The sequence below is a fragment of the Pseudomonas reidholzensis genome, assembly GCF_900536025.1.
GTDB classification, from domain to species: Bacteria; Pseudomonadota; Gammaproteobacteria; order Pseudomonadales; family Pseudomonadaceae; genus Aquipseudomonas; species Aquipseudomonas reidholzensis.
On sequence record NZ_UNOZ01000031.1, the window covers coordinates 51,485 to 73,421 of the forward strand.

Genomic DNA, 21,937 nt, shown 5'->3' on the forward strand with positions numbered 1-21,937 from the left:
GTCAGCGTGTGATGCCGCGAGCGGAATTCTGGATCGACTGACGGAACAGCTCGACCTCGGGATGCTGGCTGGCCAGCGGGGCCAGTTCCTTGAGCGCCTCTTCGACGGTCAGGCCTTGGCGGTAGACGATCTTGTAGGCGCGACGCAGGCAGTGGATCACCTCGTCACTGAACCCACGCCGACGCATGCCTTCGAAGTTCATGCTGCGCGCTTCGGCGGGGCTGCCGAACACGGTAACGAACGCAGGCACGTCCTTGCCGATCGCGGTGCCCATGCCGGAAAACGCGTGAGCGCCGATATGGCAGTACTGGTGCACCAGGGTGTAACCGGACAGGATCGCCCAGTCACCGACGTGCACGTGGCCCGCCAACGCGGTGTTGTTGACCAGGATGCAGTGGCTGCCGATCACGCTGTCATGGCCGATGTGGGCATAGGCCATGATCAGGTTGTGGTCACCCACGGTGGTTTCCGCGCGGTCCTGGACCGTGCCACGGTGGATGGTCACACCTTCGCGGATCACGTTGTGATCGCCGATCACCAGGCGCGTGGCCTCACCCTTGTACTTGAGGTCAGGGGTGTCTTCACCAATCGAGGAGAACTGGTAGATGCGGTTGTGCTTGCCGATCCGGGTCGGCCCCTTGAGTACCACGTGAGGGCCGATGACCGTGCCCTCCCCGATCTCGACATCGGGCCCAACGATCGACCAGGGGCCCACCTCGACGCCTTCGGCCAACTTGGCCGAAGGGTCGATGATGGCCCGCGGATCAATCGAATTCATAGGGAGCGTTCCGCGCAGGTGATCTGAGCCGAGCAGACTGGCTTGCCGTCGACCAGGGCGCGGCACTCGAACTTCCAGATCATGCTCTTGCGGCTGAGGAACTTGGCCTCAAGCACCAGCTGGTCACCCGGCAGTACCGGCTGGCGGAAACGCAGCTTGTCGGACCCGACGAAATAGTACAGCGTGCCGTCTGCCGGCTTGGCATCGAGCATCTTGAATCCGAGAATCCCGGCCGCCTGGGCCATCGCCTCGATGATCAGCACGCCCGGCATGATCGGATGCGCCGGGAAGTGGCCATTGAAGAACGGCTCGTTGATGCTGACATTCTTGTAGGCACGAATGCTCTGGGCCTCGAAGTCCAGCTCCGTGACCCGGTCCACCAGCAGGAACGGGTAACGGTGAGGCAGGTATTCGCGAATCTCGTTGATGTCCATCATTTCGGGGGGAAGCCTGTAATAAGAATAGGGAGCGCAGGTGCTGACCACACGCTCCTTTTGCAATCCAAAGAGGAGCCAGCTAGCAACGGTTCACTCTTGCTCAGGAAATGGTATCAGCCTTCTGATGTCGGCTGGCCACCTGAGGTCACGGTATCGACGCGTTTTTCCAACTGCTGGAGACGCTTGGCCATCTCGTCGAGCTGACGGATGCGTGCGGCGCTCTTGCGCCAGTCGCCCAAGGTCTGCATGGCGGTGCCGGAAGAATAGGCACCCGGCTCGGTAATCGAACGGGTCACCATGGTCATGCCGGAAACGAACACGTTGTCGCACACATCGATGTGCCCGACCATGCCGACGCCGCCGGCGATGGTGCAGTGCTTGCCGATGCGGGTGCTGCCGGAGATGCCGACACACGCGGCCATGGCCGTGTGGTCACCGATCTGCACGTTGTGCGCGATCTGGATCTGGTTGTCGAGCTTGACCCCGTCACCGATGCGCGTGTCAGACAGCGCGCCGCGGTCAACGGCGGTATTGACGCCAATCTCGACGTCGTCGCCGATGGTCACGCCACCGATCTGGGCAATCTTGCGCCACACACCCTTCTCGTTGGCGAAGCCGAAGCCCTCACCACCGATCACCGCACCCGACTGAATGGTCACCCGGGCACCAATGGTCACGTCGTGGTACAGGGTTACCCGCGGGGCCAACCAGCCACCTTCACCGATCACGCAGCGCGCACCGATGAAACCGTGGGCGCCGATCACGACGTTCGCCGCAATCCGCGCCCCGCTCTCGATCACCACGCACGGGCCGACACTGGCAGTCGCATCGACCTGAGCATCTTCGGCAACCACGGCGCTGGGATGAATACCCGCCACAGCCTTGGGCTTGGGATCGAACAGGTGCGAAATACGCGCGTAAGCCAGGTACGGGTCCGCGACGATCAGGGCGTTGCCGGCAAAGCCTTCAGCGTCCGCAGCCTTGAGCAGCACCGCGGCCGCCTGGGTGTTGTCCAGGTATTTGCGGTACTGCTTGTTGGCGAGGAAGCTCAACTGCCCAGGACCAGCCTCCTGCAAGGTGGCCAGCCCAGTGATCTGCAGCGTCTCGGGGCCCTTGAGGGTAGCGCCGAGCGCCTCGGCCAGCTGGCCGAGCGTCAGGTTCAGGGTCATATCAACGGGCTTGGTTCATGCGCTCGATGACTTGGCGAGTGATGTCGTACTGCGGTTTGACATCGATCACTGCGCCGCGCTCGAGCACCAGGTCAAAGCCGCCCTTCTTGATCACTTCCTCGACAGCGCCATCCAGCTTGGGCTTGAGCTGCTTGAGCATGTCACGGTCGGCAACGGCCTTGGCTTCGTTGAGTTCCTTGGACTGGAACTGGAAGTCACGGGCTTTTTGCTTGAATTCCAGCTCGAGGCGTTCACGCTCTTGCTGCTGCATCTTGTCGCCGCCCTTGAGCAGACGGTCCTGGATGCCTTTGGCGCTGCTTTCCAGGCCTTTGAGCTTGGTCAGTTGCGGGCCGAACTTCTTCTCGGCATCGACTGCGTATTTCTTGGCGGCGTCCGACTCCAGCAGGGCCATCTGGTAGTTCAGTACAGCAACCTTCATTTCGGCGAAAGCCGGGGTGGCGACCAGCGCCGCGGCCAATACGGCCAGTTGGGTCAACTTACGCACGATGCACTCCTGGATAATCCGTTGTCGTTAAGCACGGGCCGACCTTAGAAGGTCTGGCCCAGAGAGAATTGGAACACTTGGGTATCGGCTTCTTCCGGCTTCTTGATCGGCATCGCCAGGCTGAAGCTCAGCGGGCCCAACGCGGTGATCCAGGTCACGCCCAAACCGACCGAGCTGGCCATGTCGGAGAAACCGACCTTGGCGCAATCGGGCTTGGAGCCGCAATTGGTATCGAACACGTTACCCACATCCCAGAACACGGAGGTGCGCAGCGAGCGCTGGTCCTTGACGAACGGCAGCGGGAACAGCAACTCGACGCCACCCTGGACCAGCACGTTGCCACCGAACGGCAGCGGATCCTGGTCCGGGTCGGCGAGGGTGCCAGGCTTGTTACCCTTGCTCGGCGTACTGCGTGGGCCCAGGCTGCTGTCCTTGAAGCCGCGAACGGAGTTGAAGCCACCCGCGTAGTAGTTCTCGTAGAACGGCAGGCCCGAGGTACCGCCGAAGCCGTCGCCGTAGCCCAGTTCAGTGTGCAGGCGCAGGGTGTAGTCGTTGGACAGTGGCTTGAACAGCTGGCCACGGTAGTCGAGCTTGTAGAACGACAGGTCGCTGCCCGGCACGGTGGTTTCCAGGGTCAGGCTCTGGGAGTGACCACGGGTTGCCAGCACGCCTTTGTTCAGGGTCGACTCGGACCAACCGACAGACGCCTTGAAGTTGAGGAAGTTATCGCCTTCCTTGTCGACGAAGTCGAAGATCTCGTCAACGGTGTAACGGCCGGTCTTGAGCTTGTCCTGCTGTACGGTCAGGCCGTAGGTGAGGCGCGAGGTCTCGCTGATCGGGTAACCGATGCTGACACCGGCACCCAGGCTGTCCACCGCGTAGCTGGCCACGTCGACGTCGAGGTCGTCGTAGTCGGTGCTGCGGTAGAACGCGTTGTAACCCAGGCTGACGCCATCGGCAGTCCAGTAGGGGTCAACGAAGCCGAAGTTGTAGCGGGTCTGGTATTCCGAACGGGTCAGACCGATCGAGACCTTGTTACCGGTACCGAGGAAGTTGGTCTGGCTGATCGAACCACCGAGGATCAGACCGGCGCTCTGGGCAAAGCCGACGCTGGCGGTGATCGAACCGGAGGCTTGTTCTTCGACGCTGTAGTTGACGTCGACCTGGTCATCGGTACCCGGTACCGGTGGGGTCTCGACGTTGACTTCCTTGAAGAAGCCCAGGCGCTCGAGGCGGGTCTTGGACTGGTCGATCAGGTAGGTCGAGGCCCAGCCGCCTTCCATCTGGCGCATCTCGCGACGCAGCACTTCGTCTTCGGTCTTGGTGTTGCCGCGGTAGTTGATGCGGTTGACATAGGCACGCTTGCCCGGATCGACCACGAACATGATGTCGACGGTGTGGTCTTCATCGTGCGGTTGCGGCACGCCGTTGACGTTGGCGAAGGTATAGCCTTCGTTGCCCAGGCGACGGGTGATCAGGTCGGACGTGGTGGTCATCACCTTGCGCGAGAAGACCTGGCCCGGCTGCACCAGCAGCAGCGACTGGACCTGGTCTTCCGGCACCTTGAGGTCACCGGAGAGCTTCACGTCACGGACGGTGTACTTCTCGCCTTCGGTGATGTTGACGGTGATGTAGACGTGCTTCTTGTCCGGGGTGATCGACACCTGGGTGGAGGCGATGTCCATGTTGATGTAGCCGCGGTCCAGGTAGTACGAGCGCAGGCGCTCGAGGTCACCGGAGAGTTTTTCGCGGGCGTACTTGTCGTCGTTCTTGAAGAACGACAGCCAGTTGGTGGTCTTCAGCTCGAACAGCTGACCGATTTCGTCATCATCGAACACGGTGTTGCCCACCACGTTGATGTGCTGGATCGCGGCCACCGTGCCTTCGTTGATCTTGATCTTCAGGCCGACGCGGTTACGCGGCTGCGGCACGACTTCGGCATCGACTTCGGCCGAGTAGCGGCCCTGGGCGACGTACTGGCGCTGCAGTTCGTTACGCACGCCTTCGAGGGTCGCACGCTGGAAGATCTCGCCTTCGGCCAGGCCCGATTGCTTCAGGCCCTTCATCAGGTCTTCGGTGCTGATCGCCTTGTTGCCTTCGATCTCGATGCTCGACACCGACGGGCGCTCGACCACGTTGATGATCAGGACATTGCCGTCGCGGCTCAGCTGGATGTCCTGGAAGAAGCCGGTCTTGAACAGCGAGCGGGTGGAGTCCACCAGGCGACGGTCGTCGGCCTGATCACCGACGTTGAGGGGCAACGCGCCGAACACGCTGCCGGCGGATACCCGCTGCAGGCCGTTGACACGAATATCGGAGATGGTGAAGGACTCGGCGTGAACTTCAGCGATCATCAGTGCGGAGAGGACCGCAGTTAGCAGCAGACGTTTCATGAAGTCCTTTTATTCCAACTGGCAATAAACAACCCGCCGCGAAAGGGCAGCGGGTTCGCAATTGAGTGAAGCTTTATAGTCGACCCAGATCGTTGATCAGGGCGAGCAACATCACCCCTATGACCAAACTGATACCGATCTGGACCCCCCAACCTTGCACCCGATCCGACAGCGGACGACCGCGCGCCAACTCGATCAGGTAGAACAGCAAATGCCCCCCATCCAGTACCGGGATGGGCAGCAGGTTCAGAACTCCCAGGCTTATGCTCAGGTAGGCCAGGAAATTCAGGAAATCCCCCACGCCGGACTGGGCTGAAGCGCCCGCCACTTTAGCAATGGTTATCGGTCCGCTCAAGTTTTTTACCGAGAGCTCCCCGAAGAGCATTTTCTTCAGCGATTCAAGGGTCAGGACGCTCATGTTCCAGGTGCGTGAAACGCCCTCGCCCAGGGCCGCCAACGGCCCGTAGCTGACTTCGCGGAGCATGCTCGCAGGCCATTCGACGCCTTTCACACCCGCACCCAGGTAGCCGCCGGAGGCCTGGCCTTCGCCGCGCCGCGCCAGGGTGACCGGGACATCCAGGGCTGCGCCATCGCGCTCGACGCGCAGCACGACCTTGGCGTCGGGACGCGCACGGACGCTGTCGACCACTTGCTGCCAGTCGTTCAACGCTACCCCGTCGAGGGCCAACAGTTTGTCGCCGGCCTTCAGCCCGGCAACGGCGGCCGGGCCCTTGGCCTCGATCTCGGCCAACACCGGCACCACGGCCGGGCGCCATGGGCGCAGGCCGAGCGACTGGATCGGGTCGGGCTCATCGGCGCCCTTGAGCCAGGCACTGAGCACGATGTCGTGCTGGCGCTCGGCCGTGGCGCCTTCGTCGAGCACGCCGAACCGCAGGGTGCCGCTCTCGCCGAGGCGGCGTACCAGCTGCAGGTTGACCGCAGACCAACCGTTGGTCGGCTTGCCATCAACCGAAACAATTTCCTGACCGGCGCTCAGGCCGGCAGTGGCAGCCAGGCTACCCGCCTCGACCGCACCGATCACCGGACGCACCTGCTGGGTGCCGAGCATCGCCAGCAGCCAGAAGAACACGATGGCCAGGAGGAAGTTGGCGATCGGACCGGCCGCGACGATGGCAATGCGCTGGCCGACCGTCTTGCGATTGAACGACTGGTCGGCGAGCGCTGGCGGGACGTCGCCCTCGCGCTCGTCGAGCATCTTCACGTAGCCGCCCAGAGGGATCGCCGCGACCACGAATTCAGTGCCGTGGCGGTCGTGCCAGCGCACCAGCGGCGTGCCGAAGCCCACCGAAAAGCGCAGCACCTTGACCCCACAACGGCGGGCCACCCAGAAGTGGCCGAATTCATGGAAGGTAACCAGCACACCCAGCGCAACCAGGGTACCGATAATCATGTAGAGCGCAGTCATATCCATCTCCGAATGACGTTCAGGACAACCCTGGAGCGAGCGCGCATCAGCGACCGTGTCGCCGCAACCATTCCCGCGACAGCTCGCGGGCGCGCTGGTCGGCGGCGAACACCGCCTCCAGCGACGACACTGCCACTACGGGCTCCTGGTCGAGCACCTGTTCGATCATACCCGCGATCTCCGGGAAGCGGATACGCCGCTGGAGAAATGCCTCCACGGCCACTTCGTTGGCCGCGTTGAGCACCGCCGGGGCACTGTTACCCGCTTCGGCAGCCTGACGCGCCAGGCGCAGGCAGGGGAAGCGCTGTTCGTCAGGTGCCTGGAAATCCAGACGGGCGATGGCGAACAGGTCCAGTGGCGCCACGCCGGAGTCGATCCGCTCGGGCCAGGCCAAGGCATTGGCGATCGGCGTGCGCATGTCCGGGTTGCCCAGCTGGGCCAGCACCGAACCGTCGACATAGTCGACCAGCGAATGAATCACGCTCTGCGGATGCACCACCACTTCGACCTGGGCCGGCGCGGCATCGAACAACCAGCACGCCTCGATCAACTCGAGGCCTTTGTTCATCATGCTCGCCGAGTCGACGGAAATCTTGCGCCCCATCGACCAGTTAGGGTGCGCGCACGCCTGCTCGGGGGTGACCTGCTCGAGCTGCGCCGCCGGCGTTTCGCGGAACGGCCCGCCCGAGGCGGTCAGCAGGATCCGCCGCACGCCGACCGCACCCAGGCCGCGGGCGTAGTCGCCAGGCAGGCACTGGAAGATCGCGTTGTGCTCGCTGTCGATCGGCAGCAACACCGCGCCACTGCGGCGCACGGCCTGCATGAACAGCGCGCCGGACATCACCAGCGCCTCTTTATTGGCCAGCAAGACTTTCTTGCCCGCCTCGACCGCCGCCAGGGTCGGACGCAGGCCGGCCGCGCCGACAATGGCCGCCATCACCGCATCGACATCACTGGCCGACGCGACCTGGCACAACCCCGCCTCGCCTTCGAGCACCTCGGTGGCACTGCCAGCGTCGGCCAGGCCTGCGCGCAGCCGCGCGGCAGCCTCGGCGCTGGGCACCACGGCATACACCGGGCGATGGCGCAGGCACAGCGCCAACAGCTGCTCGACCTGCGAGTAGCCACTGAGGGCGAATACCTGGTAGCGCTCGGGGTGACGCGCGATCACATCGAGGGTGCTGAGGCCGATCGAACCGGTCGCGCCCAGTACCGTGATGCGCTGGGCACGGCTCACATGACACCCCATTCGGCGGCCCAGAGCAGTACCGCGAACATCGGGATGGCTGCGGTCAGGCTGTCGATGCGATCGAGCACGCCGCCGTGACCGGGCAGCAGGTTACTGCTGTCCTTGATCCCTTCGCGGCGCTTGAACATGCTTTCGGTCAGGTCACCGACCACCGAGGCCATGACCACCACCACCGCACCGAGCAGGCCGAGCAGCAGCTGGCCGATGCTCCACTCACGCACCAGGGCAACGCCCAGGGCGATCAGCAGGCTGACCGTGAGGCCGCCATAAACGCCCTCCCAGCTCTTGCCCGGGCTCACCTGCGGGGCCAGCTTGCGCTTGCCGAAGGCACGCCCGGAGAAGTAGGCACCGATGTCGGCCGCCCACACCAGGACCATCACCGACAGGATCAGCCCGTTGCCCAGCGGCCAGTGCTTGAGCAGCACCAGGCCCTGCCAGGCCGGCAGCAGCACCAGCAGGCCGATCAGCAGGCGGCAGGCGGCACTCGCCCACAGCTCGCTGCTGCGCGGGTAGGTCAGCACCAGCCAGGTAGCCAGCGCCCACCAGATCACCGAAGCACCGAGCACCCAAGGCGCCAGGTCGGGCATCAGGTACAGCAGCATCAAGGCCCCGGCGACCACCGCGGCATAGGCAATGCGCAGCGGCTGGGCCATGAGCCCGGCCAGGCGCGCCCATTCCCAGGCGCCCAGCGTCACCACAAAGCCGATGAAGAGTGCGAAATCCCCGCCATTGAGCAGGAAGAAGCCGCACAGCGCGACCGGCAACAGGATCAGCGCAGTAATGATGCGTTGTTTAAGCATTAAGCACGAGCTCCAGCTTCGACCTGCTCGCTGGTCTTACCGAAGCGGCGTTGGCGCGAAGCGAAATCGGCCAGGGCGGTACGCATGGCCTCGTGTTTGAAGTCCGGCCAGAAGAGGTCGGAGAAGTACAGCTCGGCATACGCCAGCTGCCACAGCAGGAAGTTGCTGATGCGGTGCTCGCCACCGGTGCGGATGCACAGGTCCGGCAACGGCAGGTCGCCGGTCGCCAGGCAGGTCTGCAGCAGACCCGGGGTGATGTCGTCCGGCCGCAGATGCCCCGCCTGGACCTCGCGCGCCAGCCGCTGGGCGGCCTGGGCGATGTCCCACTGGCCACCGTAGTTGGCAGCGACCTGGAGGATGAAGCGATTGCTCCCGGCCGTCGCCGCCTCGGCTTCGCGCATGGCGGCCTGCAGCCCCGGATGAAAGCGGGTGCGATCACCGATGATGCGCAGGCTGATGTTGTTGTCGTTGAGGCGCCTGGCCTCGCGGCGCAAGGCCGTGAAGAACAACTCCATCAACGCACCGACTTCTTCGGCCGGGCGCTGCCAGTTTTCGCTGGAGAAGGCGAACAGGGTCAGCACCTCGACCCCGGACTCGGCGCAGACCTCAATCACCGCCCGCACGGCATCGACGCCGGCTTTATGGCCGGCAACACCGGGCAGCAGACGCTTCTTTGCCCAGCGATTATTGCCGTCCATGATGATCGCGACGTGGCGCGGCACCGATGACGGTACCGCTTGCTTGGTCTTTTCCATGAAGAGAACCCTGGCCTCAGACGGCCATCAGGTCCGCTTCCTTGGCCTTCACGGCAACCTCGATCTGAGCCACGAACTTGTCGGTCAGCTTCTGGATCTCATCCGCAGCGCGGCGCTCTTCGTCTTCGCTGATCTCTTTCTCTTTGACCAGGTCCTTGAGTTGGCTCAGCGCGTCGCGACGGATGTTGCGCACGGCGATACGACCGTCTTCAGCAGCGTCACGCGCCTGCTTGGTGAAGCCCTTGCGGGTTTCTTCGGTCAGTGCCGGCATGGTGATCAGCAGCAGCTCGCCGAGGTTGGTCGGGTTCAGGTTCAGGCCTGCACTGCCGATCGCCTTGTCGACGGCGCCCAGCATGTTGCGCTCGAAGGCGACGACTTGCAGGGTGCGCGAATCCTTGACGGTGATGTTGGCCACTTGCTTGATCGGCGTGTCCGCGCCGTAGTAAGGCACCATCACACCTTCCAGAATGCTCGGGTGGGCTACACCGGTGCGGATACGGCTGAACGCGTGCTGGAGCGATTCCAGCGACTTGGTCATGCGTTCCTGAGCATCTTTCTTGATTTCGTTGATCATGCTTGGCCTTCCTCGATCAAAGTACCTTCAGCGCCACCCACCACGATGTTCAGCAGGGCGCCAGGCTTGTTCATGTTGAATACCCGCAATGGCATCTTGTGGTCGCGGCACAGGCAGATTGCGGTCAGGTCCATCACACCCAGCTTGCGATCCAGGACCTCATCGTAGGTGAGGTGATCGAACTTCTCGGCGTGTGGGTCCTTGAATGGATCGGCAGTGTACACACCGTCGACCTTGGTCGCCTTCAGCACCACATCGGCATCGATTTCGATGGCACGCAGGCAGGCTGCGGAGTCGGTGGTGAAGAACGGGTTGCCGGTACCGGCGGAGAAAATTACCACATCCCCGGAGTTGAGGTGGCGAATAGCTTTGCGACGATCGTAATGATCGGTGACACCGACCATGGAAATGGCCGACATGACCAGCGCCGGGATGTTCGAACGCTCAAGGGCGTCGCGCATGGCCAGGGCGTTCATCACGGTGGCAAGCATGCCCATGTGGTCGCCGGTAACGCGATCCATGCCGGCGGCGCTGAGCGCGGCGCCGCGGAACAGGTTGCCGCCGCCGATGACCAGGCCGACCTGCACGCCGATGCCGACCAGCTGGCCGACTTCCAGGGCCATGCGGTCCAATACTTTCGGGTCGATCCCGAACTCTTCCGAGCCCATCAGGGCCTCGCCGCTAAGTTTGAGCAAAATGCGTTTATAGCGAGGTTGGCGACCACTCACCTGCTGAGCCATTGCGAGTCTCTCCTGCGGCGTCTAAAGAAAATTCTGCGCGGGCTGGGTAACAGCCTGCTAACTGTAGCGTGGCGCTGCTTCAGCGCCAGCGGAGCCAGGCCGGATAAACCTGGCTCCGGTTTGACAAAGAGGCTGCGCGCGTGAGCGGGCAGCCTCTTTGGGGCGACAGACGGTGTCTGTCTTACTGCTTGGCAGCAGCCAGCTGGGCGGCAACTTCTTCAGCGAAGTTGTCAACCGGCTTCTCGATGCCTTCGCCGACCTTGAAGTAGGTGAAGGAAACGATTTCAGCGCCGGCCTTCTTGGCCAGTTCGCCGACTTTGACTTCCGGGTTCTTGACGAAGGCCTGTTCTACCAGGCTGGCTTCGGCCAGGAACTTGGAAATACGGCCTTTGACCATGTTTTCAACGATGTTCTCAGGCTTGCCTTTGATTTTTTCTTCGTTGAGGGTCAGGAACACGCCCTTCTCACGCTCGATCGCTTCAGCCGAGACTTCCGATGGCAGCAGGAACTCTGGGTTGCTTGCAGCGACGTGCATGGCGATGTCTTTGGCCAGCTCGACGTCACCGCCTTTCAGGACCACAGCGACACCGATCTTGTTGCCGTGCAGGTAGGTACCGACAACGTCACCCTCAACGCGCACCAGGCGACGGATGTTGACGTTCTCACCAACCTTGGCGACCAGGGCTTCACGCGCCGATTCGCGAGCAGCGATCAGCGGTGCGGCATCGGTCAGCTTCTCGGCGAAAGCAGCTTCGACGCTTTCAGCGACGAAGTTCTTGAAGTCGTCTTGCAGGGCCAGGAAGTCGGTCTGCGAGTTCACTTCCAGCAGTACGGCAGACGTGTCGTCGGCCTTGATGGCGATAGCGCCTTCAGCGGCAACGTTGCCAGCCTTCTTGGCGGCCTTGATGGCGCCCGAAGCACGCATGTCATCAATGGCTTTTTCGATGTCGCCGTCAGCCTTTTCCAGGGCTTTCTTGCAATCCATCATGCCTTCGCCGGTACGCTCGCGCAGTTCTTTGACCAGCGCTGCAGTAATTGCTGCCATTTCAAAATCCTCTTGGAAAGTTTTTCAACCATTCCACCCGCTCGTCACGGGCGTTCAATTCTGTAAATCCACTGTCATCATGCCAGCAGGACATCATCATGCGGCCGTGTTGCTGACAGGAGGATTTCAGGTGGCAAAAAGGGGGCCAAGCCCCCTTTTCGCGTGCCAAGTAGACGCCGGGCGTCAATTACTCAGCAGCAGGTGCCGCCGCTTCTTCAACATAGACTTCGGTGCCGCCAGCAACATTGTTGCGGCCGCGGATGACGGCGTCAGCCATCGAAGTCATGTACAGCTCGATGGCGCGGATGGCGTCGTCGTTGCCTGGGATGATGTAATCAACACCTTCCGGGCTGCTGTTGGTATCGACTACGCCGATAACCGGGATACCCAGCTTGTTAGCTTCGGTGATCGCGATGCGCTCGTGATCAACGTCGATAACGAACAGAGCGTCTGGCAGACCGCCCATATCCTTGATACCACCCAGGCTGCGGTCCAGTTTCTCCAGATCGCGCGAACGCATCAGAGCTTCTTTCTTGGTCAGCTTGGTGAAGGTACCATCTTCGGCCTGGACTTCCAGGTCACGCAGACGCTTGATCGAAGCGCGGATGGTCTTGTAGTTGGTCAGCATGCCGCCCAACCAGCGGTGGTCAACGTACGGCGAGTTGCAACGAGCGGCTTGCTCGGCGACCAGTTTGCCGGCGGAACGCTTGGTACCGACGAACAGGATCTTGTTTTTGCCCTGGGCCAGGCGCTCGACGAACGACAGAGCGTCGTTGAACATCGGCAGGGTTTTTTCCAGGTTGATGATGTGAATCTTGTTACGCGCGCCGAAAATGTACTTACCCATTTTCGGGTTCCAGTAACGGGTCTGGTGACCGAAGTGCACACCGGCCTTCAGCATATCGCGCATATTGACTTGGGACATGATAGTTCCTTGATAAGTCGGGTTGGGCCTCCACGTATCCCAATGACCAACCCACGACGCCGAAGCGTTCGGGGCACCCAGGTCATCGTGTCGACACGTGTGTGGGTTAATGCTCACGGGGTCGTCCCCGAAAGCGGCGCATTTTATACCACAGACCGCGGCTTAACGGAACCCGGATACTGCCTCGTCCGTCAGTGGTTTTTGCAGCGAGCCGTCAATCGCGCCAGAATGCCCTCAATAGACCGCAGCCGAGGGGCCTTTTCTCCCGACAGAGGGGGGCGCTGCTCTGCTAGAATCCGGCCTTTCCCGTTTGTTCGCGCCCTGTACGGCGCCGTAGAGAGCCTGTAATGACCGTTACCATCAAGACCGCAGAAGACATCGAAAAGATGCGCATCGCCGGCCGCCTGGCCGCCGAAGTGCTGGAAATGATCGAAGAGCACGTCAAGCCCGGTGTCACCACCGAAGCGCTCGACCGCCTGTGCCATGACTATATCGTCAACGTCCAGCAGGCCATACCGGCGCCCCTCAACTACAAGGGTTACCCGAAGTCGATCTGCACCTCGATCAACCACGTGGTCTGCCACGGCATCCCCAGCGACAAGCCGTTGAAGGACGGTGACACGCTGAACATCGACGTGACCGTGATCAAGGACGGCTACCACGGCGACACCAGCCGCATGTTCCACGTCGGCACCGTGCCGGTCTGGGCCGAGCGCCTGTCGCAGATCACCCAGGAATGCATGTACAAGGCCATCGAGCTGGTCAAGCCGGGCTGCCGCCTGGGCGACATCGGTGAAGTGATCCAGAAGCATGCCGAGAAGAACGGCTTCTCGGTGGTCCGCGAGTTCTGCGGCCACGGTATCGGCAAGGTGTTCCACGAAGAGCCGCAAATTCTTCACTACGGCCGCGCCGGCACGGGCATGGAGCTCAAGGAAGGCATGACCTTCACCATCGAGCCGATGATCAACCAGGGCAAGGCCGACACCAAGGTGCTGGGCGACGGCTGGACCGCCATCACCAAGGACCGCAAGCTCTCGGCGCAGTGGGAACACACCCTGGTGGTCACCGCCACCGGCTACGAGATCTTCACCCTGCGCAAAGACGACACCATCCCGCGCGTTTCGGCCTAACACTTCCAGGAAAGCGACTCGATGCCCCAGGTGGATCCAGAGCTGTTCGACCGCGGTCAGTTCCAGGCCGAGCTGGCGCTCAAGGCCAGCCCTATCCCTGCCTTCAAGAAGGCCCTGCGGCTGGCCCGCGAGGAGCTCGACCGGCGCTTTCGCGAAGGCCGCGAGATCCGCCGACTGATCGAGGATCGCGCCTGGTTCGTCGACAATATCCTGCAACAGGCCTGGAACCAGTTCGACTGGCACAACTCCAGCGGTATCGCCCTGGTCGCCGTCGGCGGCTACGGCCGCGGTGAGCTGCACCCGTATTCGGACATCGACCTGCTGATCCTGCTCGACGGCGCCGAGCACGAGACCTACCGCGACGCCATCGAGCGCTTCCTGACCCTGCTCTGGGACATCGGCCTGGAAGTCGGCCAGAGCGTGCGCAGCATCGAGGAATGTGTCGAACAGGCGCGCGCCGACCTGACGATCATCACCAACCTGATGGAAAGCCGCACCGTCGCCGGCCCCGAATCACTGCGCCAGCGCATGCTCGAGGCGACCAGCACCGCGCACCTGTGGCCGAGCAAGGAGTTCTTCCTGGCCAAGCGCGCCGAGCTCAAGGCCCGCCACCACAAGTACAACGACACCGAGTACAACCTCGAACCCAACGTCAAGGGCTCGCCGGGCGGCCTGCGCGACATCCAGACGGTGCTCTGGGTGGCGCGCCGCCAGTACGGCACCCTGAACCTCCATGCACTGGCGGGCGAAGGCTTCCTGCTGGAGAGCGAGAACGAGCTGCTGGCGTCCTCGCAGGCGTTCCTGTGGCGCGTGCGCTATGCCCTGCACATGCTCGCCGGGCGTGCCGAAGACCGCCTGCTGTTCGACCACCAGCGCAGCATCGCCGCGCTGCTGGGCTTCAGCGACGAGAACCCGAAGCGCGCCATCGAGCAGTTCATGCAGCAGTACTACCGGGTGGTGATGAGCATCAGCCAGCTGTGCGACCTGATCATCCAGCACTTCGAGGAGGTCATCCTCGCCGACGACGACAGCGGCACCACCCAGCCGCTGAACGCGCGCTTCCGCCTGCATGATGGCTACATCGAGGCGGTCAGCCCGAACGTCTTCAAGCGCACCCCGTTCGCCATGCTCGAGATCTTCGTGCTGATGGCCCAGCACCCCGAAATCAAGGGCGTGCGCGCCGACACGGTGCGTCTGCTGCGCGAGCATCGGCACCTGATCGACGACAGCTTCCGCAACGATATCCGCAACACCAGCCTGTTCATCGAGCTATTCAAGTGCGAGATCGGCATCCACCGCAACCTGCGGCGGATGAACCGCTACGGCATTCTGGGCCGCTACCTGCCGGAGTTCGGCCTGATCGTCGGGCAGATGCAGCACGACCTGTTCCACATCTATACGGTTGACGCGCACACCCTCAACCTGATCAAGCACCTGCGCAAGCTGCAGTACACCCCAGTGTCGGAGAAATTCCCGCTGGCCAGCAAGATCATGGGCCGCCTGCCCAAGCCTGAGCTGATCTACCTGGCCGGGCTCTACCACGACATCGGCAAAGGCCGCCAGGGCGACCACTCCGAACTCGGCGCGGTCGACGCCCAGGCCTTTGGCGAGCGCCACCAGCTGCCCACCTGGGATACCCGGCTGATCGTCTGGCTGGTGCAGAACCACCTGGTGATGTCCACCACGGCCCAGCGCAAGGACCTCTCCGACCCGCAGGTGATCAACGACTTCGCCCTCTTGGTCGGCGACGAGACGCGCCTGGACTACCTCTACGTGCTGACCGTCGCCGACATCAATGCGACCAACCCCAGCCTGTGGAACTCCTGGCGCGCCAGCCTGCTGCGCCAGCTCTATACCGAGACCAAGCGTGCCTTGCGTCGCGGCCTGGAGAACCCGCTCGACCGCGAGGAGCTGATCCGCCAGACGCAAAGCTCGGCGCTCGACATTCTTATCCGCGAGGGCACCGACCCCGACGATGTCGAGCAACTCTGGTCGCAGCTGGGCGATGACTACTTCCTGCGCCACACCGCCGCCGATGTCGCCTGGCACAGTGACGCGATCCTCCAGCAGCCTGCCGATGGCGGCCCACTGGTGCTGATCAAGGAAACCACCCAGCGCGAATTCGAGGGCGGCACGCAGATCTTCATCTACGCGCCCGACCAGCACGACTTCTTTGCCGTGACCGTGGCCGCGATGTCGCAGCTCAACCTGAACATTCATGACGCGCGGATCATCACCTCGAGCAGCCAGTTCACCCTCGACACCTACATCGTGCTGGACAACGACGGTGGCTCGATCGGTGACAACCCGCAGCGGGTCAAGCAGATCCGCGAGGGCCTGACCGAGGCCCTGCGCAACCCCGAGGACTACCCGACCATCATCCAGCGCCGGGTACCGCGCCAGCTCAAGCACTTCACCTTTGCGCCGCAGGTGACCATCCACAATGATGCCCAGCGGCCGGTGACCGTCCTCGAGATCATCGCTCCCGACCGCCCTGGCTTGCTGGCGCGGATCGGGCGGATCTTCCTCGAGTTCGACCTGTCCTTGCAGAACGCCAAGATCGCCACCCTCGGCGAGCGCGTGGAAGACGTGTTCTTCGTCACCGATGCCGACAACCAGCCGCTGTCCGACCCGCAACTGTGCGCCCGCCTGCAGGAGGCGATCGTCCAGCAGCTGCAGGCCGGCCAGGCCAGCGACGCCAGCCCTACCCGCATAACCTTCTAACGATTGACGAGACCTTGCGCCGATGAACCATGCCTTGACCCAGCTGCAGCCCTACCCGTTCGAGAAACTCCGCGCCCTGCTGGGCAGCGTGACGCCGGCGGCGGACAAACGCGCCATCGCCCTGTCGATCGGCGAGCCGAAGCACGAATCGCCGGCATTCGTCGCCAAGGCCCTGGCCGACAACCTCGACAAGCTGGCGGTGTACCCGAGCACCCTGGGCCTGCCAGGCCTGCGCCAGGCCATTGGCCAGTGGTGCGAGCAGCGCTTCGGCGTGCCGACCGGCTGGCTCGATGCCGACCGCCACATCCTGCCGGTCAACGGCACCCGTGAAGCGCTGTTCGCCTTCACCCAGACGGTGGTCAACCGTGCCGATGACGGCCTGGTGATCAGCCCGAACCCGTTCTACCAGATCTACGAAGGCGCGGCGCTGCTGGCCGGCGCCACCCCGCACTACCTGCCGTGCCTGGAAGACAACGGCTTCAACCCCGACTTCGACGCGGTCTCGGCCGACGTCTGGCAGCGCTGCCAGATCCTCTTCCTCTGCTCCCCGGGCAACCCCACGGGCGCCCTGGTGCCGATGGATACCCTGAAGAAGCTGATCGCCCTGGCCGACGAGCATGACTTCGTGATCGCTTCGGACGAGTGCTACAGCGAGCTGTACTTCGACGAAGAGAACCCGCCGCCGGGCCTGCTGACCGCCTGCGCCGAGCTCGGCCGCAGCGACTTCAAGCGTTGCGTGGTGTTCCACAGCCTGTCCAAGCGCTCCAACCTGCCGGGCCTGCGTTCGGGCTTCGTCGCTGGCGACGCGGCAATCATCAAGCCGTTCCTGCTGTACCGCACCTACCACGGCTGCGCCATGCCGGTGCAGACCCAGCTGGCGAGCATCGCCGCCTGGCAGGATGAAGCGCACGTGCGCGCCAACCGCGATCAGTACCGCGCCAAGTACGACGCAGTGCTGGATATCCTGCAGCCGGTGATGGACGTGCAGCGTCCGGATGGCAGCTTCTACCTGTGGGCCAAGGTCCCGGGCGGTGATGCCGAGTTCACCCGCGACCTGTTCGAGGCACAGCACGTGACCGTGGTGCCGGGTTCGTACCTGTCGCGTGAGGTGGATGGCGTGAATCCGGGCGCTGGCCGTGTGCGCATGGCGCTGGTTGCGCCGCTGGCCGAGTGCATCGAGGCCGCCGAGCGGATTCGGGATTTCCTTGGCAAACGCTGAGACCTGAACCCGCTGGGCCCGCGCTGCGGGCCCAGCGGGTAAATCGCATCGGCGCACCGCCGCTCCCATAGAGATCAGCGCGCAGCCTGTAGGAGCGGGCTTGCCCGCGAAGGGCCGCACAGCGGCCCCGGCGATCTACCTGACCTGCCCCAGGTTGGCTTCACTCAAGTCCAGCTCCCCCAGCACCTGGCGCACCACCTCATCGCCCACCAGATGCTGGCGATGCAGGTTGTACAGTTCCAGCCGCTGCGCCCGCAGCGCCTTCACCCGCAAGCGCCGTTCGAGCAGGTCCATCTGCTCAGCCAGGGCCCGCGCCTCGGCACTGTCGTTGTAGCTGTCCAGTTCATCCCGGTATTCCGCCATCAAGCGCGCCTTGAGCTCCACGGCCAACGTCGCCTGGGCCGCGTCCTGCGGCGCATTGGCATCGACCACCTCTTCCGCCTCAAGGGCGTGAATGGCCGCCTCGGCAGTGCGCCGCCAGGCTTCCTGAACCTCCTGCTGCAAACGCTCGTCCGGGCTCTTGGTGACCCCGCGCAAAAGGATCGGCAAGGCGATACAGGCCCCGATCAACGACAGCAGGATCACCCCCGCAGCGATGAAGATCAGCAGGTCGCGCTCAGGAAAGGCCTGGCCCGCCCCCATCAGCAGCGGCACCGACATCACACCCGCCAGGGTCACCGCACCGCGCACGCCGCCCAGGGTCAGCAACCAGCACGAACGCGCGGTGGGCACCAGCACCAGCTCGGGCTTGCCGCGCCAGCGACGGACCACGCCGATCGCCCGCCAGATGCTCTGCACCCAGATGAAGCGCAACAGGATCAGCGCAGCAAAGATCGCCAGCACATCGAGGCAGCGGTAGGCCAGGGTCGGCCAGACGGTCGCCTCGTGGCTGACCACGGCCTTGATGATGTCCGGCAGCTGCAAGCCCAGCAGCAGGAAGATCAACCCATTGAAGGCGAATTCGAGCAGCGACCAGACGCTGCGGTTGAGCAGCCGTGTACTCGTCTGGCGCGGCAGCAGGTCGAGCCAGCTCTGCATCATGCCGGCCGCCACCGCCGAGAGAATCCCCGACACGCCCAGGCGTTCGGCCAGCACATAGGCGGCAAACGGCAGCAACAGCATGAACACCACGTGGGTGGCCGGGTCATCCCAGCCACGGGTGATCATCCACATGCGCAGCCGCCCGATCAGCCAGCTCAGGCCAACCCCCACCGCCAGGCCACCCAGCGCCACCAGGACGAAGGTGAAGCTGGCCTCGGCCAACGAGAACGCACCGGTGATCGCCGCGACCAGGGCGAACTTGAAGGTCACCAGGCCCGTGGCATCGTTCATCAACGCCTCGCCCTGAAGCATGTGCATCAAGGGCGCCGGCAAACGGTCCTGGGTAATCGCCGAGACGGCCACGGCATCAGTGGGCGACAGCACCGCAGCGAGGGCGAAGGCCACCGGCAGCGGGATGCTCGGCAGCAACCAGTGAATGAAGTAGCCGGCGCCGACCACCGTGAACAGCACCAGCCCCACCGCCAGTGCCACCACCGGCCCGCGCAGGCGCCACAGTTGACGCTTGGGGATGCGCCAGCCATCCGCGAACAGCAGCGGTGGCAAGAACAGGAACAGGAACAACTCCGGCTCCAGCGCCACATGCAGCCCCAGGCTCGGCCAGGCCAGCAGTGCCCCCGCGGCGATCTGCACCAGCGGCAGTGGCAGGGGGATCATCCGCCCCAGCAGTTTCGATACGCTTACCAGCGTCAGCAGAATAAGGACGGTATAGGCTGACTGCATCAGCAAGCTTCCTGTGTCATTCGAAAAGTCCCGGCGGTGCGCAGACAGTGCCGTTGAAACAATATGTTAGCGGTGAGCGGTGATACTGCACCGCTGCACGATAGTCGCAGGCGCCAGGTGAATGTGTAACACAATGCTACCCGATGGCCTATGACACGGTTTGCCACAGAAGGCCTCACGCCCGCCGTGGTAGCGGGTGAAGCGATGGCGCATAATTCCTTTGCTCGCAGGATCGCTTGCGTCAGGGAGGACCCGATGTGCATGAGCCCCGTTCGACGATTTACCTTGGCACTGCGCCGGGCGGCACTGCAGGCCGAAATCCACCGGGAGGCGGCAACTTGGACGTTCGCGTTACAGCGTTAGAAAAATCGACCCAAGCAATGCGCGACAGGCTCGGGGGCATCGAGGTAAGTCTGGGCAGAATCGAGGCGACCCTCGATGGCTTGCGGACAGACGTCTTTCCCAACCTGGCCAGCAAGGCTGACCTGGTGAGCGAAACCGGCACTCTCAATCAAAGTGTGGCCAATTTTCGCACCGACCTCACGCGCACCGAAGGCTCGATGATCAAGTGGTTCCTGGCGACCGCCGTGATCCTTTCAGGTGGCATCGGGGCGATCGCGTTTGGCCTGGCGCGGTCCGTAGCTCACTGAGCCAGGCGCGCAGGTTGCCATCGCTTACCTCCCCAGAGGCGACTGCGCCCTGCAGCGCCGATCGGCGAGCCGAGCAACCCAGCCGTGGCGCTGGAAGGTTCGATGTCGCATAATCCAGCGAATTATTTTCGGGAGATATCGGGAACGTTTTGGGCAAGCCCATACAACCCTTTAAATTCAATGACTTACACTCTCTACGGCATCAAAGCCTGCGACACCATGAAAAAAGCCCGTACCTGGCTTGAAGAACAGGCCATCGAGTACGCGTTCCACGACTACAAGGTTCAGGGCATCGACCGCGACAGCCTCGACCGCTGGTGTGACGAGCACGGCTGGGAGGTTGTCCTCAACCGCGCCGGCACCACCTTCCGCAAGCTCGACGACGCCAGCAAGGCCGATCTCGACCAGGCCAAAGCCGTTGCACTGATGCTCGCCCAGCCCTCGATGATCAAGCGCCCGGTGCTCGATCTCGGTGAGCGCACCCTGGTCGGCTTCAAGCCTGACCTGTACGCCGCTGCGCTGACCTGAGCCCGCCTTCGCATCAACCCTTATTCGCAAGAGGTAATCGCATGTCCACTACCCTGTTCAGCCTGGCCTTTGGTGTCGGCACCCAGAACCGCCAGGGCACCTGGCTGGAAGTCTTCTACGCGCAGCCGCTGGTCAACCCGAGCGCCGAACTGATCGCTGCCGTCGCACCGATCCTCGGCTACGCAGGCGGCAACCAGGCGATCGCGTTCAGCAACGCGCAAGCCGGCCAACTGGCCGATGCGCTCAAGTCGGTGGATGCCACCCAGTACGCCCTGCTGACCCGTCTGGCCGAAAGCCACAAGCCGCTGGTCGCCACCCTGCTGGCCGAAGACGCCGCACTGACCTCGACACCTGAGGCCTACCTCAAGCTGCACCTGCTGTCGCACCGCCTGGTCAAGCCGCACGGTGTGAGCCTGGCCGGCATCTTCCCGCTGCTGCCAAACGTCGCCTGGACCAACCAGGGCGCCGTCGACCTGGGCGAAGTGGCCGAACTGCAACTGGAAGCACGCCTGAAGGGCGAGCTGCTGGAAGTGTTCTCGGTGGACAAGTTCCCGAAGATGACCGACTACGTGGTCCCGGCCGGCGTGCGCATCGCCGACACCGCCCGTGTACGCCTGGGCGCCTACATCGGCGAAGGCACCACGATCATGCACGAAGGCTTCGTCAACTTTAACGCCGGCACCGAAGGCCCAGGCATGATCGAAGGCCGCGTCTCCGCGGGCGTGTTCGTCGGCAAGGGCTCGGACCTGGGCGGCGGCTGCTCGACCATGGGCACCCTGTCCGGTGGCGGCAACATCGTCATCAAGGTCGGCGAAGGCTGCCTGATCGGCGCCAACGCCGGTATCGGTATCCCGCTGGGCGACCGCAACACCGTCGAAGCCGGCCTGTACATCACCGCAGGCACCAAGGTGAACCTGCTCGACGAGAACAACGAGCTGGTCAAAGTGGTCAAGGCCCGCGACCTGGCAGGCCAGACCGACCTGCTGTTCCGTCGTAACTCGCTGAACGGCGCCGTGGAGTGCAAGACCCACAAGTCGGCCATCGAGCTGAACGAGGCGCTGCACGCGCACAACTGAGAACCTGCCGGTTCGAAGTGATAAGATCGGGT

The 21,937-nt window shown here is 63.4% G+C and carries 20 protein-coding genes; 6 read left to right on the forward strand and 14 right to left on the reverse strand.

The genetic code is table 11. From position 1 onward, the window contains the following. Position 1 precedes the first annotated feature (1 nt). The 13 genes from lpxA to rpsB form a co-directional block, all read right to left on the reverse strand. Positions 2-778, reverse strand: coding sequence for an acyl-ACP--UDP-N-acetylglucosamine O-acyltransferase (gene lpxA, locus CCOS865_RS22520; RefSeq protein WP_119144983.1), 777 nt, complete (start codon positions 776-778; stop codon positions 2-4). Next, positions 775-1,215 (reverse strand): 3-hydroxyacyl-ACP dehydratase FabZ, encoded by a 441-nt coding sequence (gene fabZ, locus CCOS865_RS22525; RefSeq protein ID WP_101317259.1) that lies wholly within the window; start codon positions 1,213-1,215, stop codon positions 775-777. Before fabZ ends, lpxA begins: the two co-directional genes overlap by 4 nt. A gap of 113 nt (positions 1,216-1,328) precedes the next feature. Continuing rightward, positions 1,329-2,384 (reverse strand): UDP-3-O-(3-hydroxymyristoyl)glucosamine N-acyltransferase, encoded by a 1,056-nt coding sequence (gene lpxD, locus CCOS865_RS22530; protein WP_119144986.1) that lies wholly within the window; start codon positions 2,382-2,384, stop codon positions 1,329-1,331. A 1-nt stretch (position 2,385) separates the two neighbouring features. Beyond that, positions 2,386-2,889: an OmpH/Skp family outer membrane protein gene (locus CCOS865_RS22535; protein ID WP_119144988.1), complete on the reverse strand. Its 504-nt coding sequence runs from the start codon at positions 2,887-2,889 to the stop codon at positions 2,386-2,388. Between the two features lie 44 nt (positions 2,890-2,933). Beyond that, entirely contained in the window at positions 2,934-5,282 is a 2,349-nt protein-coding gene (gene bamA / locus CCOS865_RS22540) for an outer membrane protein assembly factor BamA (protein WP_119144990.1), read from the reverse strand. A gap of 73 nt (positions 5,283-5,355) precedes the next feature. Then, positions 5,356-6,708, reverse strand: coding sequence for an RIP metalloprotease RseP (gene rseP / locus CCOS865_RS22545; protein WP_119144992.1), 1,353 nt, complete (start codon positions 6,706-6,708; stop codon positions 5,356-5,358). 46 nt (positions 6,709-6,754) lie between these two features. Beyond that, on the reverse strand, positions 6,755-7,945 hold the full coding sequence (ispC, locus tag CCOS865_RS22550; RefSeq protein WP_119144994.1) for a 1-deoxy-D-xylulose-5-phosphate reductoisomerase: 1,191 nt from the start codon (positions 7,943-7,945) through the stop codon (positions 6,755-6,757). Beyond that, entirely contained in the window at positions 7,942-8,757 is an 816-nt protein-coding gene (locus tag CCOS865_RS22555) for a phosphatidate cytidylyltransferase (RefSeq protein WP_119144996.1), read from the reverse strand. Before CCOS865_RS22555 ends, ispC begins: the two co-directional genes overlap by 4 nt. After that, positions 8,757-9,512, reverse strand: coding sequence for a polyprenyl diphosphate synthase (gene uppS / locus CCOS865_RS22560; protein WP_119144998.1), 756 nt, complete (start codon positions 9,510-9,512; stop codon positions 8,757-8,759). Before uppS ends, CCOS865_RS22555 begins: the two co-directional genes overlap by 1 nt. A gap of 16 nt (positions 9,513-9,528) precedes the next feature. Continuing rightward, on the reverse strand, positions 9,529-10,086 hold the full coding sequence (gene frr / locus CCOS865_RS22565; RefSeq protein ID WP_119145000.1) for a ribosome recycling factor: 558 nt from the start codon (positions 10,084-10,086) through the stop codon (positions 9,529-9,531). Further along, entirely contained in the window at positions 10,083-10,826 is a 744-nt protein-coding gene (pyrH, locus tag CCOS865_RS22570) for a UMP kinase (protein ID WP_084854362.1), read from the reverse strand. Before pyrH ends, frr begins: the two co-directional genes overlap by 4 nt. Positions 10,827-11,007: 181 nt before the next feature. Further along, positions 11,008-11,871, reverse strand: coding sequence for a translation elongation factor Ts (gene tsf, locus CCOS865_RS22575; protein ID WP_119145002.1), 864 nt, complete (start codon positions 11,869-11,871; stop codon positions 11,008-11,010). A gap of 187 nt (positions 11,872-12,058) precedes the next feature. After that, complete coding sequence (gene rpsB, locus CCOS865_RS22580) at positions 12,059-12,796, reverse strand: 30S ribosomal protein S2 (RefSeq protein ID WP_119145004.1); 738 nt, start codon at positions 12,794-12,796, stop codon at positions 12,059-12,061. 347 nt (positions 12,797-13,143) lie between these two features. Here rpsB and map point away from each other — a divergent pair, with 347 nt between their 5' ends. The 3 genes from map to dapC are packed head-to-tail and all read left to right on the forward strand — an operon-like array spanning position 13,144 to position 17,869. Continuing rightward, on the forward strand, positions 13,144-13,926 hold the full coding sequence (map, locus tag CCOS865_RS22585; protein ID WP_119145006.1) for a type I methionyl aminopeptidase: 783 nt from the start codon (positions 13,144-13,146) through the stop codon (positions 13,924-13,926). A 21-nt stretch (positions 13,927-13,947) separates the two neighbouring features. Continuing rightward, the gene (locus CCOS865_RS22590; protein ID WP_119145008.1) at positions 13,948-16,650 is read left to right on the forward strand and encodes a [protein-PII] uridylyltransferase; all 2,703 of its coding nucleotides are present in this window, start codon (positions 13,948-13,950) and stop codon (positions 16,648-16,650) included. A 22-nt stretch (positions 16,651-16,672) separates the two neighbouring features. Further along, a complete protein-coding gene (gene dapC / locus CCOS865_RS22595) occupies positions 16,673-17,869 on the forward strand; it encodes a succinyldiaminopimelate transaminase (RefSeq protein ID WP_119145010.1) in 1,197 nt (398 codons plus the stop codon). 135 nt (positions 17,870-18,004) lie between these two features. Here dapC and CCOS865_RS22600 read toward each other — a convergent pair whose 3' ends face one another. Next, on the reverse strand, positions 18,005-19,651 hold the full coding sequence (locus tag CCOS865_RS22600; protein WP_119145011.1) for a Na+/H+ antiporter: 1,647 nt from the start codon (positions 19,649-19,651) through the stop codon (positions 18,005-18,007). Between the two features lie 338 nt (positions 19,652-19,989). Between CCOS865_RS22600 and CCOS865_RS22605 the strand changes: the two genes are divergently transcribed. The 3 genes from CCOS865_RS22605 to dapD all read left to right on the forward strand — a co-directional run bounded on the left by CCOS865_RS22605 (position 19,990) and on the right by dapD (position 21,905). Then, positions 19,990-20,301 (forward strand): hypothetical protein, encoded by a 312-nt coding sequence (locus CCOS865_RS22605; protein WP_147406536.1) that lies wholly within the window; start codon positions 19,990-19,992, stop codon positions 20,299-20,301. Between the two features lie 180 nt (positions 20,302-20,481). Then, positions 20,482-20,829 carry an ArsC family reductase gene (locus CCOS865_RS22610; protein WP_119145015.1) on the forward strand — a complete coding sequence of 116 codons (348 nt, stop codon included), beginning with the start codon at positions 20,482-20,484 and terminating at the stop codon, positions 20,827-20,829. Between the two features lie 41 nt (positions 20,830-20,870). After that, positions 20,871-21,905, forward strand: a complete 1,035-nt coding sequence (dapD, locus tag CCOS865_RS22615) for a 2,3,4,5-tetrahydropyridine-2,6-dicarboxylate N-succinyltransferase (protein WP_119145017.1) — start codon at positions 20,871-20,873, stop codon at positions 21,903-21,905. Positions 21,906-21,937: the final 32 nt, after the last annotated feature.